This window comes from Hahella sp. HN01 (genome assembly GCF_018986435.1).
Lineage (GTDB): Bacteria > Pseudomonadota > Gammaproteobacteria > Pseudomonadales > Oleiphilaceae > Hahella.
In genome coordinates, this window is sequence record NZ_JAHMIN010000024.1 from 1 (window position 1) to 16,264 (window position 16,264).

Annotated in this window: 13 protein-coding genes; 2 read left to right on the forward strand and 11 right to left on the reverse strand. The window is 55.0% G+C overall.

From position 1 onward, the window contains the following. Positions 1-107: 107 nt before the first annotated feature. Positions 108-2,132 carry a UvrD-helicase domain-containing protein gene (locus tag KP814_RS21060; protein WP_216738620.1) on the reverse strand — a complete coding sequence of 675 codons (2,025 nt, stop codon included), beginning with the start codon at positions 2,130-2,132 and terminating at the stop codon, positions 108-110. A 358-nt stretch (positions 2,133-2,490) separates the two neighbouring features. On the opposite strand from KP814_RS21060, the gene KP814_RS21065 reads away from it, so the two are divergent. Next, complete coding sequence (locus KP814_RS21065; protein ID WP_216738621.1) at positions 2,491-3,186, forward strand: hypothetical protein; 696 nt, start codon at positions 2,491-2,493, stop codon at positions 3,184-3,186. A gap of 67 nt (positions 3,187-3,253) precedes the next feature. On the opposite strand, the gene KP814_RS21070 is transcribed toward KP814_RS21065, so the two are convergent. Together KP814_RS21070 and KP814_RS21075 are read right to left on the reverse strand one after the other, a co-directional pair. Further along, positions 3,254-3,862: a DUF2239 family protein gene (locus KP814_RS21070; RefSeq protein WP_216738622.1), complete on the reverse strand. Its 609-nt coding sequence runs from the start codon at positions 3,860-3,862 to the stop codon at positions 3,254-3,256. Between the two features lie 240 nt (positions 3,863-4,102). Then, positions 4,103-4,720 (reverse strand): DUF5565 family protein, encoded by a 618-nt coding sequence (locus KP814_RS21075; RefSeq protein ID WP_216738623.1) that lies wholly within the window; start codon positions 4,718-4,720, stop codon positions 4,103-4,105. 406 nt (positions 4,721-5,126) lie between these two features. On the opposite strand from KP814_RS21075, the gene KP814_RS21080 reads away from it, so the two are divergent. Further along, positions 5,127-5,618 carry a hypothetical protein gene (locus KP814_RS21080; protein WP_216738624.1) on the forward strand — a complete coding sequence of 164 codons (492 nt, stop codon included), beginning with the start codon at positions 5,127-5,129 and terminating at the stop codon, positions 5,616-5,618. 377 nt (positions 5,619-5,995) lie between these two features. Here the strand turns inward: KP814_RS21080 and KP814_RS21085 are convergent, their stop codons facing one another. From KP814_RS21085 to KP814_RS21120, 8 genes are all read right to left on the reverse strand, one after another. Continuing rightward, positions 5,996-6,727: a DUF1295 domain-containing protein gene (locus KP814_RS21085; RefSeq protein ID WP_216738625.1), complete on the reverse strand. Its 732-nt coding sequence runs from the start codon at positions 6,725-6,727 to the stop codon at positions 5,996-5,998. Positions 6,728-6,830: 103 nt separating this feature from the next. After that, a complete protein-coding gene (locus tag KP814_RS21090) occupies positions 6,831-7,958 on the reverse strand; it encodes a nitroreductase family protein (RefSeq protein ID WP_216738626.1) in 1,128 nt (375 codons plus the stop codon). Positions 7,959-7,995: 37 nt separating this feature from the next. Further along, positions 7,996-8,799, reverse strand: coding sequence for a 4'-phosphopantetheinyl transferase superfamily protein (locus tag KP814_RS21095; RefSeq protein ID WP_216738627.1), 804 nt, complete (start codon positions 8,797-8,799; stop codon positions 7,996-7,998). Next, on the reverse strand, positions 8,786-9,103 hold the full coding sequence (locus tag KP814_RS21100) for a RedY protein (RefSeq protein ID WP_216738628.1): 318 nt from the start codon (positions 9,101-9,103) through the stop codon (positions 8,786-8,788). Before KP814_RS21100 ends, KP814_RS21095 begins: the two co-directional genes overlap by 14 nt. 14 nt (positions 9,104-9,117) lie before the next feature. Then, complete coding sequence (locus KP814_RS21105) at positions 9,118-11,946, reverse strand: polyketide synthase (protein WP_216738629.1); 2,829 nt, start codon at positions 11,944-11,946, stop codon at positions 9,118-9,120. A 1-nt stretch (position 11,947) separates the two neighbouring features. Further along, positions 11,948-13,573, reverse strand: coding sequence for an amino acid adenylation domain-containing protein (locus tag KP814_RS21110; RefSeq protein ID WP_216738630.1), 1,626 nt, complete (start codon positions 13,571-13,573; stop codon positions 11,948-11,950). An 87-nt stretch (positions 13,574-13,660) separates the two neighbouring features. Beyond that, entirely contained in the window at positions 13,661-15,940 is a 2,280-nt protein-coding gene (locus KP814_RS21115; RefSeq protein WP_216738631.1) for an aminotransferase class I/II-fold pyridoxal phosphate-dependent enzyme, read from the reverse strand. Positions 15,941-15,970: 30 nt separating this feature from the next. After that, entirely contained in the window at positions 15,971-16,213 is a 243-nt protein-coding gene (locus KP814_RS21120) for an acyl carrier protein (RefSeq protein WP_216738632.1), read from the reverse strand. Positions 16,214-16,264: the final 51 nt, after the last annotated feature.

Genomic DNA, 16,264 nt, shown 5'->3' on the forward strand with positions numbered 1-16,264 from the left:
CTCGACGAGGATCAGAAAGGCTGGAGAAATGGTGTTTAACGCCGTCAATTAAAGAAGAACCCATAACAGTCCTTATTAGGGGAGAAAAATGGGCGTACTCTATGGATTTACTGTCTACTATTCAACCACATAGTGCGATTTGCCTGGCTTCTATCTCCCTCTAATACAGGAATATTTAAATGCACTCCGTATTTTTGGACTTCATAAAGGCTGTAACCACATATGGCTATACATCCTTTTTGCTCTTTCTCTAATTCTGACCTAAGAAACTCCAGTGCATAAGATATCTCTTCTTCTAATGAGTCAGCTTCAAGTAGCAAAGGTGATGAACCAGAGAATGTGGAGTACTCTGGGTCTAGGAATTCAAGGTCTTCACTGTCGAAAAAATCCGCAGTTAAACCGTTAGTAAGAATCTTATGAGATACAGATAATATTTCCTTGCTATTCCTATAGTTCTTGAATATCTTTTTAGATGAATTTAAAGGTATGTTAATATTTGCTTTTAATAAGGACTGAAACTTTGTAGATACCCTTTGAGCTGCATCTCCACAGATAAATAAGTCATTATCTCCTACATCTGTAATCTTTCGAAGAATCGCCATCTCAGTCGTACCAAAGTCTTGATACTCATCTATCAATGTACATCTGTAGTCAGGGGTTAGGTTAGGGATATAGCAATATAGGGCAGTTGCTACGCCCAAATAGTCTGTAACTCCAATATCTTTCATTTTCTTTTCCCAAGCACTAAGCCCTTCGAGTAGCACCTGGCGATAGCTACTCTTCATAGGTATAGACCTTCCTTTTCGGTCAGCATCAAAGTACTCATTTCTATTGCATCGACCAAAGGCACTCCGAATCCAATCGAACTCTGCTCTGATATAGGTTTCAGGGTTAACTTTGCATGTTAATAGGTAATCATGAACTGGCTGAAGTATATGAGCATCTCTGTTGTTTAGTTCACATCGATAAAACTCCGTCCAAATTTCATCAATATGCTCCTCGCTTTTCCAGGTCTTGTCGTCATAAAGTTTGTCATTACCTGGCTCAAAAATCATAAGGTATTGCTGGCAAAGCTTGAAAAAAGGTAGAACATGAATTCTATTTCTTATGTCTTTAGAAATGACAGTGTCTACAAGCTCAGAGATTAGCTTTGCTAAAGAGCGATTTAAAGTAACAATTAATATCTTTTTTCCGGTGTATCTCTCGGCGAGACGAATAGCTCTCTTAACTACGATACAAGTCTTTCCTGATCCAGAAATTCCTAATAACTTTGCTGATGAAGGGAAATCTTCCTCTACTGCTTTCCTTTGGTCTGGGTGCATGAATAGCATCCACTTCCTATAATCTGCAGTTTTAATAAAGTGAGAAAATAATTCTGCGTAAGCTAGGTCATCTCGAGGGATCTCTTGAATTGTTTCGCTCTCTTTGATGGGGGCTTCACATACTTCTGTAAGGTCTCCTTTTTCAAAAGCTATTCGGGAGCGAGCAGCTTCTACTTCTCCCGCCCTTAAGGAAAGTATTACATCAAATATTAGGCATTGTTTGCTGATAATATCTATTTTTTCGATAACATGCTGGATTTCATCATCAGTTGAAAAAGATGTCAACTTCTCTAACTCAACCATTTGGCTTCTAGGTATTCCATCAACCAAAAAGTCATATTCATACTCTTTTAGTTTTTCATGCAAATATCCTTGCGAGTTTTTTGGGGGAATATAAATACTATCGCCATCTTCTCTAGTTTCTGAAATTGCTCGTATTAGCGTTACGTTTCTTTCATCATCCGCAACAAACTTTACTCCTCTATTCCTATCTAACCAGGAGTCTGTTTCTTCATGCTTGCCAAAAAATACGAGGAAGATTTTATTGGAATTCTGTATCGTAACGAGGCGGCATGCTCCAGCTAGTTGATATTTAATACAATGTTTTATTCTCGACTCACCATGATTTGTTAGTTTTATACCTTGTAGTGGGTTGGCGTCTCCTGAGGAAATTTTAAAAATTATATTGCTTATTTCATTTGCTGCCTTTTGAAACTTTCCACCCATTGAAAATAGTCTTTGTGATTGTTCTACAACTTCAGATTGAATGAAGTATTGATTTTTATTTGATTCACTTCTTTTTGTGCTCATTACATAAACCTCATAGAGTGAAATGGAAAGTTACATAAATGGCTGTTGTTTGGTGTTTGTGTGAATATCTTATTTGAAATTTAAAGTATGTTGTTCGTTCCGATATTCTTACTAAGAAATCATTTAACTATAGCAGTTTATTTGTAATTTGGTTGTTTATAACTGATTGCGATAAATAATCATTTCTACGGGAGTTTTTGCTTGCTTTGTCTATGCCTAATCGGGGCATTCTTGTCGCTTTTGGCATCGTCACATTCTGTCCCAAATCAGCCACATACCTTTTTCGTTTGGCCTCTTAAGATCACATCTCCTTTTGTGTAGTTAGATTTAAATATTTGAAAAAGAGGGAGGCCGGGCAATGGCTGGCAATTCTATCGTTCGCCTGGGGGCGACACTTATTTTGGCTGCGGCTTACACGACTTCGGCGCAGGCGGCGGATTACTCTGTCGGCGGCATGCTGGGGACGCAGGGCGTTGGCGTCACCGCCGCCAAACGGACGGACTGGAGTCTGGTGGATGAAGATCAACTGCAGCTGCGTTTTACCTTCGGCGGGCTGGATGTGGACGACGTCGATGATCTTGAGCTGAGCGGGACCAAATACAAAGCGGATCTCCGCACTGGGACGCTGACCGGCGGCGTGGACTGGTATCCATTCTCCGGTAAGTATGTGGATAACATCTTTTTCTCTGGCGGTCTGGTCTATTTTGATCACGATATCAAAGGGACCACCAAGGCGGATCAATCTTTCGACGTTGGCGGCGCGCATGTCAGCAGCAGCGATAATGTGCGTTTGAATGCGGAAATCGATCAGTCTTCCTGGGCGCCTTATCTGAGTCTGGGGTGGGGGAATCGCATTCGCAGCGAATCCGGCTTCTCTTTCCAGGCCGAGTTTGGGGTGATGACGCCGTTAAGCGATCCTGATGTGAAGCTGAGCGCCAGAGATCCTGGAGGCGTTCTGTCTGCGGATAATCTGGAGCGCGAGCGTCGCGATATAGAAGATGATCTGGGCGGCGCGCAGGGATTCCTGTCTGTGGCGGTGACCTATCAGTTTTAGTCTTTCCGCGCGAAAACGGCGACACGCGCTATAAAAGGGCGCGTATCGCCGAGCTTAATAGCGGGGCTCAGTCCTGGGCCTCCGCCAGCTTTTCCATCTCCAACGCTTTCTCAGTCTGATGCCGGATATAGTCCTGAATGTCGTCAGGCCATAGCGAAATCATGTCATCAAAGGTTTCATAGTCTTTGGCGAAGAAGGCGCGACAGGCCTCTTCAAAGCCGGGGAAGTCGCCGGCGACGGTGGACATGAAGCGATACACGGCTTCCAGCGCCAGGCGTGACCGGTCTTTGTCCACATTGTCGCGTCTGGCCGCTTCGACCAGCTTGCGCAGCGCCACAGACGCGCCGCCGGGTTGCGCTCTTAACCAGTCCCAGTGACGGGGCAGCAGCGTGACTTCTCGCGACACCACTCCCAGTTTGGGACGTCCAGGTCCTGCTTTAGGTTTGGGGGCGCCGTCTTCGCTGCTTGCTGCGATCCTGGCGAGGACGTCTTCAGCCGCGCCGCGATAATCGACCTCTACAATCCGTCCGGTGGCGTTGTCGTAAATGGCGACGGGGGCATTGGCGTCTTGTTCCAGTAAGGATTTGGCCTTCAACGCCACTTCCGGTAAGTCGCCAGCGGCGAAAAGCTGGTGGCCGTGAAAGCCGGTATAACTTTGAGTTTCTTTTGCGCTCATCTGTTTCACTCCTGTGCTCGCTCGGATAGCCGGTAACCACGACTACCCTGGAAATATGCCGCCAATAATACCCGGGTAAAAAATGAAGTCAATATTACCCGGTAAAAAATATTGCTTTTGCGTTGGTAAAAAAGCGTTTCTAAAACCGCGAGTTAGTAGTCGTAGGCTAGCGGTTAGAGTGAAGAAAGGGAGAGATGGGAGGGAGAAAATAAAAGCCTGGGGAAAATCCCAGGCCTGTATTCACCATGAAAAACCGAAGTCTTTTCGTCTCAGTTTGGCCATGCGTCCATCCGGCGCATGCCAAACAACGCCTTCCATGTTTTGCGCCGCCATCCAGTCTCGTAGAGAGTGGAAGTCCAAGCGCTCCGGCGGCGTCAGGATCTTGCCGCCATGCGCCCACAACGCGTGGCGCTGCAGCTGGTAGCGGTTACCCTGAACTTTAGGGCCGACCAGTTCGTAGGTCTGGCCTTCGATCAGTGCGCCAGCGGTCTGCTCAAGGGCTTCGCAATGCCAGCGATCTTCCGGGCTGGCCTCGGAAACCGGCAGCCAGCCGGGCCAATGTCCGGTGATGGCGTCAGGCTCCGCTTCGCAAGGCGCAAACCCGTCCGGCGCCGATTTGAACATGGCGTGGTCCAGCGTTGCGAGACGTCCGGCGCGGAGTTTGGCGGCGAACGGCTTACGCAGTTTGCGATCGTAGCGTTTCCACAAACGGCCTTCTCTGAACAGACAGGCGCTGCCGTCGAATTTCTCGGTGGCGAGCCCTGTGCCTTGCAACACCCAGGCGGACTCTGGAACCACTTGCTCCGTCGCCAGATGACTACGGCGATCGATGGCGAATAACGTCTTGATCTTTTTCATGTTTTTTCTCCTATGAAGGTTAAACGGATTTCGAGTCCCGTCCGGCTCCATGAAGAGAGGCGGCATGGTAACGCCAGTTATCAATGACGGTCAAACCAGGTGGTCGGATTACGCAAAATTTTTCAAATAAATGCATACGGCGACAGCCTCTGTCGCTGCGCTACGTAATATGTCTCTTGTAAAGCGGCGCTGGTCGAAGGTGTGATCGTTTCACCGCAGGGAAGCCACTGCCGCTGTGCTGTCTATGTGGTAATGGAAGGCGTAAGAGATAGGGATTTCTCACCCCACTGAGTTGATGTCCTTGCGCGCACGGAATAGCGCTTGACCCAAAGGGATTTGGGGTCTTTTTCTAAACTGCGGCCAGTAAGCTACACTGACCGGCTTTATCGAGTTAAGGCCGGCGCTGATGAACGCATATCTCAATATCTCCCCTCAATCCGATACAGATAGGTTTCCCGACCTGCTGAGGGCCTGTCTGTTGTTTGGAGAACAAAACGCGCTTGCGCCTGAACTTCTCTATGAGCCGAGTGCTTCCGCCAAGCGTTGTGGCGGACCGGATTTCTTCATCGTAAAGTTCCATGGGCCACACGCATACGAAATGATGCAAGAGGCCTCGTCGATACTTACGCAGGGAGGTCGCTTGGCGAGGCTCTATCCACAATGGGATGAGCAAGCCAAACCAGCAATGGCGGAACAGGATCTATCCATACAGTTTTACGCCAAAGATACTCCCGATTCTCCGCTGGTTCGTCAAACCAGCAGTAACGTTTGTTTAACCCATGCGCCGACAAACACTGTTGTTTGCTGTGAATACAGTCGCTCTCGCTTCAAGAACGTTGAGGAAGGGAAGAGTCTGCTTCGCTCTTATCTCCACAGCTTGGGCGCGGCTTGCGTGTAAGCGCCCATCTATCCATCCATGTATTTGCAGTTTATTGACTAATTTAGATTGAGCTTATGAGATTTTTGCTGATTTTAGGGCTGTGTGTATTGGGTTTTTTGATGTGGTCGCTTTATGAATACACGTTGAGCGTATACGGCGATCGTTACACGGCGATGAATGTGATGGCGATTATCCTTACGTTCGTCATCTTTGTCTCGGCTTTCCTTTGGGTTGGAATACCAAAGGCATATCAATGGATTAAAGCGCGTATTAGCAATATGAGGGATTAGATGACTGAAAGTAACAGGGCCTGCGGTGTGCCTGGCCCTGTCTTTCGTGGCGGACGGCCGTTATGTACGTTCCAGCAATTTGGCTTCAGGAAAGCCAAGTTTGGTTTAGATCACAAACGGAATCAGGCACTTGGCTTTTTTCTTATAGTTCCGCCAGGCTTCGCCGTAGCGCTCTTCCGCCATTTTTTCGCTTTTGGGAATAGCGTCCGTCATGTACTGAGCAATATTGGCCAATGGCGCAATGACGCCCCAGGGATTGCCGGCGGTGAGGCCGAAGGCGACGTAAATCAGGAAGTCTCCGAAGTAGTTGGGATGGCGGGAATAGCGCCAGAAGCCGGTGTCCAGGATCTGGCCGCGTGAATTGGGTTGCTGCTTGAATAAGTGCTTCTGATAATCGCTGCCGAAATGGAAAATGGTGCCGACCAGATAGACGGTGACGGCGCTGTAATCGATCCAGTTCAGTGGGCCGACACGGTCCGCCGCCCATTGGAACGGCAGGCAGTAGAGCCAGCCAAATACGTTGGCGAGGATGATGGGTAAAAAGTAGATGGCCGACAGCGGCATGACTTCCTTGAGCTTGGCGGCGGCGGTGTTGTTGTACCAGAGCGTGAGCACGACGTTCATACGCAATTGGTAAATAATCACCATGCCGAGCAGCAGGGCTTTGCGCACCAGATCTGCCTCCCCGTACCAGCAATACACCAGCGTGACCGGCAGCAGGGTGTTAAACCCAAAGATAAACGGCGCTTTGGTATCCTTGGTGATCAAGGCGGCGATGACGCCAGCGACGGCCATGGCCTCGATCACAATGATCATGATTATCCATTGTTGCTCCATATTTCCTTTTCCTTTTTCTATCGAACTTGAGTAGGCCGTCTGGCGACGGGTTAGGTGGTATTGACGGTTCCGTTGAGTGAGTTGTTCTTTTCGGCTCCGTGCGTCATCCGGCGGCGATGATGCCGTTGGTTTTTCTTCTGGGACTTTTATCGAAAACTTCTTTGATGGCGCCCAGCCTGGCGAAGAAAATCATGCGCCCGTTTTCGTCCCGCAGACGCTCGATCTCAATGCGCGCCTGATCATGCTGCAGCATGACGCTGGCCGGGTGTATCGCCAGCTTCTGCTCCTGAGCGTTAAGCCAGACCTCCATCAAACGCGCGCCAGCCTGAGTCAGCGCTTTGGGCGTCATATGCTCGTTTCCAAGGTGACAGAACAGCAACTGCGATGAGTCCTCCACCAGCGCGCCAAGCTGATCGGCCATACGTTGCGGCGCGCCGAAAGGCCTTAGCGCCTGCATGACCGGCGGCGCCAGGAGGCAGCGGTAGAAAAGACTGCTCCATTTGCTTTGCGGGCCGAGCAGGCTTTGCAGATAGAATCCGTCTTCCGCATCTTCTTCCAGGGAAAAATGGATGTAGCGATAGGTCTCGCGCCAGGCTTTATAGTTGGCGAAGTCCAGCACCGCGTATTGTTTCACCAGTTGCGCCGCGCGACGGATCGTAGCGGGATCGCGTTCAACCCGCATCAGCAAATGCTCGCCAGTCAAGGACAACGGCCAGCGCCGCGCCAGCAATTTCTGCAACCCGTCGTCGCTAATGCGCAATGGGTTAAAAGGTCCGCGGTGGGTGCGTCGCTGCAGAACCAGTCGCCGCCACGCTTCAGCATCAATGACGGGCTTAATGCAGTCGGGCGTTATACGCACCGCCGTCAGCGCAAGGCAGCCGTGTTCCTGCTCCAGTGCTGTGAGGGCGGCGTCTTTTTCGTCCTCGCAGAGCCAGCGCAGACGCCAGTCATGGCCTTTGACGCCCAGCGTCATGCAAAACAAGCCCAGAAATAATCCGCAGCTCATCAGCATTTCGATTTCCAGACTTTCCAGGGCTTTGAGTTTACGAGCGCTGTTCAACGCCAGGACGACGCATTGTTCTCCTTCCTGAAGGGGGTCCCCGAGGAGTGCGTTAGCCCGCTCGCGCTCCTGAATATGGATCAACGTCCAGGGTTGCGAGTTGTGGGATGAGGGCGCCCAGCGCGCCAAATCCACAGTTTCCTGAAGTTCATGGGTGAAATCCGACGGCATAAATAAAGCTCCAATCTTTTAATAAATTCCTTGCGAATTAAGAACCCCTAAGCAGGTCGCAGACTTCCGGAGGACTGCCGACAACCACCAGGGCGCATCCCTGAAATCGGTCCGCTATCGCCACCAGAGGCGTATTGGCGACAGCGCCGAGTTCCCGGCTGAGCCGTCGTGATAGCGTCCAGGACAATGCGCCTGTGTCTCCCGGCGAATGCAGTTCTACATCAGCGAACCAGCCAAAAATACTGCGTCCGTAGCATTTCAGCAGCGCCTCTTTGAACGCCCACGTCATGGTGGCGGAAGCGTCGCGTTCGTTGCGCCCTCGGCGTAACAACCAGCGCTGCTCCTCCGGGGTGAACGCCATTTCCCAGACCGAGCCGCAGAAGGTGCGAACGGGCTCGATATCGACGCCGACCGGGCAGCGCCCCGCTGTCGCCACCGCCCAGTCGCCAGCGTGACTGATGCTGATGTAGCCTTCCATGTTGGCTTCCGGGCGGCCTTGATGGGGATCAGTTTTGCAATTGCTGATAATGATGTCCCGTAAGGCGCGCTGCGGTTGCCCCAACTCTGCCTGCAAACGCTGGAGCGCCTGTTTTCCGGCCAGTCTTCCCGCACCCCATTCCAGCTTACGCTTGGCGAAACGAATCTGGCGCAGATGGCGTCGTTCACGCAGGTCAAAAGCCCGCCGCAGATCCGCTTCGGTCTCAAAGTGGTTGCGCCAGTTCTTCACCGACACAGCATGCAGACGCCAGGGGCCGACCATCAGCGAACGATTCCAGTCTGAAGTCGGTAATTTCCCTGAATGCAGCCGGGGGTGGGACGCGGCAGGCTCAGCCTGCGGCATAGCCCGAGCCCAATTGCTCGCCCGCCAGCTCCTCCACCACTTCCGCCATGCGTGAGAAGGCCTGCACCAGTCCGGCGAAGGTTGATGTTTCCATATCGGCATCAAAGGCGGCGCGGTCGGTTATCTTTATCACCTCCAGATAGTGATAAGGCGCGGCGGGGTCCTGAGAAGCGCGATGCACGTCAAAGCGCACGACGCTGGGCAGGTCGGGGCAGGTGGCGTAGTCGACGTTTTGCACCCAGGACTCGAAGGCGTCGGCTTGTGCAATATCGAACAGGCGGATTTTGTGAATGATGGTTTCCATTTCGTTCCCTTTCCTTAATTTGCAGTGTATTGAGAGTCGTCCGACGCCGCATGGGTATCGGTTACGGACTTTAAGAGCAGATGATAGTTAACGCCGCCGGTGCCGAATGAACTAACGGCGGCGTATCGGGCGTCTTCGCCCAATGGCCAGGGTTGCAGGGCGGTGACAGGCTCCGTGGGAATCTCCGCCAGGGGCAGCTCCGGATTCATCTCCCGTCTTAACAGCGTGGCGGGGATATCACCGTAACGGATCGCCAGCAGGGTTTTCAATAGGCCGGCTGACCCAGCTGCAGCGAAGGTATGTCCGATATTGGATTTGATCGAACCGACCTTAAGCGAACCGCGTCGTTCTTGTGTCCGGTACACCTCGTTCAGTGCGGTCAGCTCCGCAATATCTCCCAGCCGCGTGCCTGTGCCATGGGTTTCCACATATTCCACGCGAGCGGGAGAATAACCGGCCTGAACGAAGGCTTTACGCATGGCCAGCGCCTGTCCCTGCGGGTCCGGCGCTGTCATGGAGCGGGCGTCGCAGGAGGCGCCGACGCCGGTGATGGCCGCGTAAATACTATCGCCATCCCGCAATGCGTCACTCAGACGCTTGAGGACGAACATGCCGGCGCCGTCTCCGGGTGAAAATCCGTCGGCGTCTATCGCGAAAGGCGCGATTTTGTGTTGCGACAGCATCATTTGCGCGGAGCACAGCGTCAGATCGCGAATGTTCACCGGTAACTCCACGCCTCCCGCCAGCACCAGGTCGTAGCGATGACTGCGCAGCGCCAGCACGGCGTTATGCAGCGCCGCCAGGGAAGAGGCGCAGGCCGCTTCAACGGCGGCGGGGGCGGCGTTGAGCTGAAAGCAATTGGAGATCAGCGCTGCGATGCCGCTGGCGGAAAAGCTGTCGAGCGTGAAGTGATCGACCTCTTCAGGGGAGAGCCGCTGTTTTTCTGAGGCGTCCTGAAAGTACGCCGCCAGCGGCGAGCCGGCGAACAGCGTCTGCAACTGGGCATAATGCAGCGCCGCTGAGAGTGCGCGTTCCCGTCCCAGATTCAGGTTGCTGGCGATAAACACCGCCGCTGCCTCCTGGCGCTGACGTTTGCGTGACAGGCCGTAGTCAGCCAATGCCTCTGCTGCGCTTTGTAGTCCCAGCTTTTGTGCTTTGTCCATACCGGCGGCGCGGCGCGGAAAAATTTTGTAAGGGGATAAGTCAAACTCGCTTTGCTCCAGCGCCGCGCCATATTGCGCGTAACAGCTCAACGGTCGCGATGCGTCCGCGCTGAAGACGGCGCGACGGGGCAGTACTGATTCCGGCAATAGCTGAACGGCATCAGCGCTATCCCACAGGCCTGCGCGTATTGCTGCGACGTCTCGCCAGGGACCGAAAGAACCTCCGACACCTACAATGGCGATGGGTTCCTGGGACGCCGGAGTTGTTTCAATGTCCGCCGGGACAGCATCCGGACTGGACAGCACCAAATGCCAGCTGACGCCGCTCAGTCCGCCGCCGCACACGCCGGCGATACGCTCGTCCGTTTGCGGCCAGGGCTCGCTGCGTCCGGCGCCGTAGTCGATGTTCTGGCGTAGCAATAACGCCTGGCCGTCCACTTGCGGCATGGCGGGCAGGCGACTGTGGCGCAGAGCCAGACTGGCGGCGGCGATGGCGTTAAGTCCGGCGTTGGCGAAAGCGTACCCCAGGTTGGCGACGCAGGAGCGCAGACGCAGAGAGACCTTATCGTCATGGCGCAAATCCGCCAGCGCGGTCAACAGGGCTTTGCTTTCCTCCACATGACCCGGCAAGGCGCACTCAATGTAGCCTTGTCTGGCGGGATCGATATTGGCCTGACGGCAGGCTTCCGCAGCAGCCTGATACTTCAATGCGGCATCGCCGCCGTAGCGGTAGCCTGAGGGGGAATCGCGGCGAGCGCTGGCGGCGCCGCGAATGACGCTGTAGATACGATCGCCATCCCGGCGCGCATCGCTGAGCTTCTTCAATAACAACGCCGTGGCCCCTTCCGCTAACGGCGCACCGGGAGAATTGGCGGTGAAAGGCGCGCCGGACGCAAAGCCTTTTTTCTCCAGAGCGAGGGCGGGCAGCAGACTGTCATAGCGCTGTCCGGCGATGACCAGCGCCGCTTTGGTCTGGCCTCCTGACAGCGCCAGCAGGGCGGCCTCCAACACCACATAACTGGTGGCGTCGGCGGACTCAAGCGCCTGGGCGCGCCCGCGAAAACCGAAATGCGAGGCGATGCGGGCGGGGATGCTGCTCGCCATTTCGCCGACGCGATCATGAGAGGACAAGCCGAAGTGCTCACGCAGACGTTCGCGGATAGCGTCCAGGTCAGCTTCGCAATCTCCTGAGCGTTGCTCTGCGGCCTCATAAGCGAGCCGCACGCCTTCCACTTTCAAGGCGTTATTAAGCGCGCTGTCGAAGCAAAAGCAGGAGCCGCTGTACACATCCGTGTCGTCCAGTGACGGCAGCTTGTCGGGATAGCCTGCGTCACGCAGACATTGCTCCGCTGCGCGCAGCTGCAACAGCATCATCTGGGAAACGGATTTGCGGTAGGCGGGAGGGATGCGGAAGCGTTTGAAGTCGCTCTCCGCCTCTGCAAAGAATGAACCGCGCCAAGCGTCCAGATGCGCCCTGGCCGCTGCGCTGGTTTGCGGTATCCGGTGCGCAGGCATGGCCCGCAGGGGCGCGTGTTCGCCCTGCTCAAGCAGTCTCCAGAACGATTCCTTATCCTGGGCGGAGGGGGTAATGCAGGCGATGCCGACGATAGCCACAGGCTCGCGCAACGTCTGGTCATGAGAGCCGGGTGAGGCGGTGGAAAATAAGCTGGCGTCAGTCATATCAGGCAACCGGGTCCGTGTGAGTCTTTGACGCAACGGTCGGCTTGAGCGCCAACGCTTTTAACGCCAGATAATCAATTTTGCCGTTGCGGCTTTTCGGCAGTTCGTCCAGCCTGCGCACCAGCTTGGGTATCATGTAACGGGGCAACCGCGTCTGACAGTATTGCTTGATGGCGAGGACACTGGGCGCAGAGGCCGGGTCAACCGCACTGAAATAAGCGATGAGGTTTTGCGCCTGCTCGGTGATTTCCGCCACCACGGCGATTTCCCGGATGCCCGGCATGGTCGACAATGCCGCCTCGATCTCTCCCAGCTCCACCCGGTAGCCATTGATTTTCAGCATGCGGTCCTTACGTCCGTGGTAGTACAAGTAACCATTTTCGTAACCCACCAGATCGCCGGTCGCATGGCGTCCCTGTAGATGGTTGTCGGAGTTGGCGGGATCGATGCGATTGCGGTAACCCGGCGTGACGCAGGAACCCTCGATGATCAGTTCGCCGATTGCGCCGGGAGCGCTGACAGGCTGGCCTTGCTCGTCCAGTACAAGGGCGGTTTGTCCGGGCAGCGGAACGCCGATATACACCGGCATATCCCGTTGCAGGTCTTCCTTCGTCACTCGATAGTAAAGACAGACATTGGTTTCGGTTGGGCCATAGAAGTTATAGAGCGCGCAATCACTGGGCAGACGCTGGCTTAGCTCCCGTAAAGGGCGAATCGGAAAGACTTCGCCGGCGAAAATCAGATAGCGTAGCGAGGCGGTGACGTCAGTATCCAAAGCGCCTGCGTTCACCATCAGTGACAGGATGGAGGGAACGCTGTACCACACGCTGATCCCATAGCGCCGAACGCCTTCCGCCAGCGCGGCGACATCCCGTTGTTGTTCTTCGCCGATAACCCAGACCGCCGCGCCCGCCGCTGCTGCGGCGAACAGATCGAAGGTGCTGAGATCGAAATGGAAGCCGGCGTGGTTGGAAAAGACGTCCCGTTCACTCAGGGAAAGTTCTTGCAGCGCCCAGCCAATAAAGGCGTGCAGATTGCCATAGCTGATCTGTACGCCCTTGGGCATGCCGGTGGAGCCGGAGGTGAATAGAATCGCCGCCAGATCCTGTGGGCCGAGATGATGCGGCGTTTGCTCCGGCTGAGGTTCGAAGGCGTCCGCCGACGCCCGTGACGCGACCGCGAAACGGCCGGGCGCCGCCGCATCGGGAACTTTGTGGAAGTCGGTGACCAGCGCCAGCCGTAATGACGTGTAAGTCATAGCGCCCAGTTGTTCAAAACGGGCGCTGTCCGTGACTAGAATGGCGGGCTCCGCGCCTGCGAGAATTTTTTGCGCACGGTCCACCGGCTGCATGCCATCCATGGGAACATACACGCCGCCGCATTCCATGGTGGCGTAGAGGGCGACGACATAGTCGATTTGTTTGGGCAGCCAGATGGCCACGCGATCCCCTGGCTGCAGACCGGCATAGCGGAAATAGCCGGCCCACCGACGCACCCTGGCGTAGAACTGCTCGTAGCTCATTTCCTCCGGGCCGACAAACGCCGGTCGCTGGGGAAATTTGGCGGCGGAGCGTCGTAAATAGTCGATGACAGGGACAAATCCGTTTTCCGTTTCTTGTACTTTCATGCCTGCTCTCCTCCAATCCTGCATTAAGCTGGCGCAGTGACGTCATCAACCCGGATGGCTGGCGGTGCGCCATCCGGGTTGATCGGATCACAGCGTGACGGGAATATTCACTTCTTTCGCTGCGTCGATGATGATCTGCGCCGCCAGATCCAGGTCTTCTTCGGTGTGTTCGCTGGTGACGCTGATGCGCAGGCGCGCGTCGCCCACCGCCACGCCGGGGAACACCACGGTCTGGCAGTACATACCGCGAGCGCGGACGGCGCGTCCCAGCTCCAGGGTTTTGCGGTCGTCACCCACTACCACCGGAATAATGGCGCTGTTGGAATGCTCCAGATCGAACCCGGCGCCCAGCAGGTGACCGCGCAGACGATGGATGTTGCTCCAGAGTTTGCTCAAACGTTGCGGCTCACGCTCCATCACGTCGATAGAGGCGATCACGCCTGCCGCCACGGCGGCGGGAATCGTGGCTGCGAACACGTAAGAGTTGGAATAGAAGCGCAGGTACTCCACCACGTCCTCATCCGCGCATACGAAACCGCCGACGCCAGCCAGCGCCTTGCTCATGGTGCCCAGCTCCAGATCAGCCATGCCCTTCATGTTGAAGTGCTCGGTGGTGCCGGAGCCGGTTTTGCCGAGAACGCCGGTGGAGTGAGCGTCATCCACCAGTACGCGGGCGCCGTATTGCTGCCCCAACTCCACCAGACGCGGTAGGTCGACGATGTCGCCATGCATTGAGAACACGCCGTCCGTGACGATCAGCTTGCCGCCGTCGTGCTCGGCGTATTTTTTCAGCGTGGTTTCCAGGCTTTCCATGCTGTGCTGATAGATCTTGCGGGAAGCCCCGGAGAGTTTGCAGCCGTCCTGAATGCTCATGTGATTGATGGAGTCGGTGAACACCAGATCGTTGCGTCCCGCCAGCGCCGAAATACAGCCCAGGTTGGCGGAATAGCCGGACGGATAAACGATGCAGGCCTCACGTCCCTTCAATTTAGCCAGGCGACGCTCCAGTTCCTTGTGCAAGACATTGCTGCCGCCGATCAGACGACAGCCGGTGTTGGTGGCGCCGTAACGACGAGCGCCTTCGGCGATGGCTTCAATGACTTCGGGATGATTGGCCAGTCCAAGATAGTTGTTGGAGGCGAACATCAGAAACTCACGGCGGCGTCCGGTGACTTCGTCGTAGATCACCGCGCGGTTACGGCATTGGGACTCCAGAGGCATGCCGTACCAGTACAGCTGCGCCTGTTGCTTCGCCACATAAAATTTGCGGAACTCCCGGGTCTTATGAAACAGATCCCGATCGGGCAGATTGACGAAATCCTTCATGGTGCGGGGGTCGTTTTCCGCCGCTGCGTTGGCGTCGTAGCTCGCTTCCAGATGCTCCGTTCCCAGAGCTTCAACCTGATGCGGACGGCTGGCGCGGATGTATTGCAGCAGCTTCTCGGGGGTATCGCAGTCCGCCAGACTCAGGTGAGCGGGCATGCCGTGCTCACTGCGCAGACGGTCATGCAGGGCGGATATGTCCTTCTGTCCAAAACCGCTGGCGAGGAAGCTCAGCTTGAACTGGTCCGCCAGTTCTGTCGCCGCGTCGCTGGGTTCCTTCACGTTGTCCTGATTAAGACGGTCGATAAAATCCGTCCACATGCCATCACCACTGGCGCGGCCTTCCGCTATTTGTTTGGAAGCAGATGGTTTGAAAGCAGGTAGTTTTGAAGCAGATAGCTTGGAAGCAGATAGCTTGGAAGCCGGTTGTGGCGCCGGAGCGGCGCCAATTTCTTTGGCGGGACGGGCCAGAGCGGCGTCGGCGCCGATCTCGCGCAGGTAGGCGATGACTTGCGCGATGGTGCTTAGTCCGGCGGGAAAACCGGCTTTCTCCATGTGCATGAGCTTGGCGATCTCCGCCAGCACGGCGGCCTGAGTCACCGAGTCGACGCCCAGATCGCCTTCCAGATCCGCTTGCAGATCCAGCTCGCTACGACGGTAGCCAGTGTGAGCCTGATACACGTCGAGCACATTTGCGCTCAGTGCGTCGTCCTGTGCGTCAGCGAGGCGGGCAGGCGCCGTTTGCTGCGCAACCGTGGCGGCGCTGAGGCCTTCTTTCTGCAGGCGTTGACCGATATGGCGCAGCAGTTGCCCGACGTTGTCCAGGCCTGCTTGCACGGCTTTATTCTGCAGCCCCAGGGTTTGATAAATTTCCGCCTGCACGGAAGCCAGGGTGATGGAATCGACGCCCAGGTCGCCCTCGAAATCCGCGTCGTCGTCAAAGTCTTCCTGCGCGTATTCCGTGTGGCGTTGCAAGGCGCTTAGCACCAGTTCCCGCAGAGACTCTTCCGCCTGTTGCGTATCGGCAAATACTTGTTCTGTCATGGTGTTACCTCATTCCTTGAATATTCGGGGCTAGTGTTGTTGCAGGCGCGTGACCAGATCCACCATCTTGCGCACGGAGGCGAAGTTGCCGGGGGTAACCTGATTAAGGGGGATTGATGCGCCGGTTTCCCGCCGCAGTAAATCCACCAGATCGAACAGGGAGCCGGAGTCAATAATGTTGAGTTCCAGAATCGGGGTGTCCGCGTTGAACCCCTGATCGTCCGAGCCCAGATAATTCTCGGAAATGTAGGTTAATAATGTGTTCTCTAGCATTGTGCATCTTCCTTTTTGAGGGGGGACTGGAAGACGGGCCGAAGCCCGTTG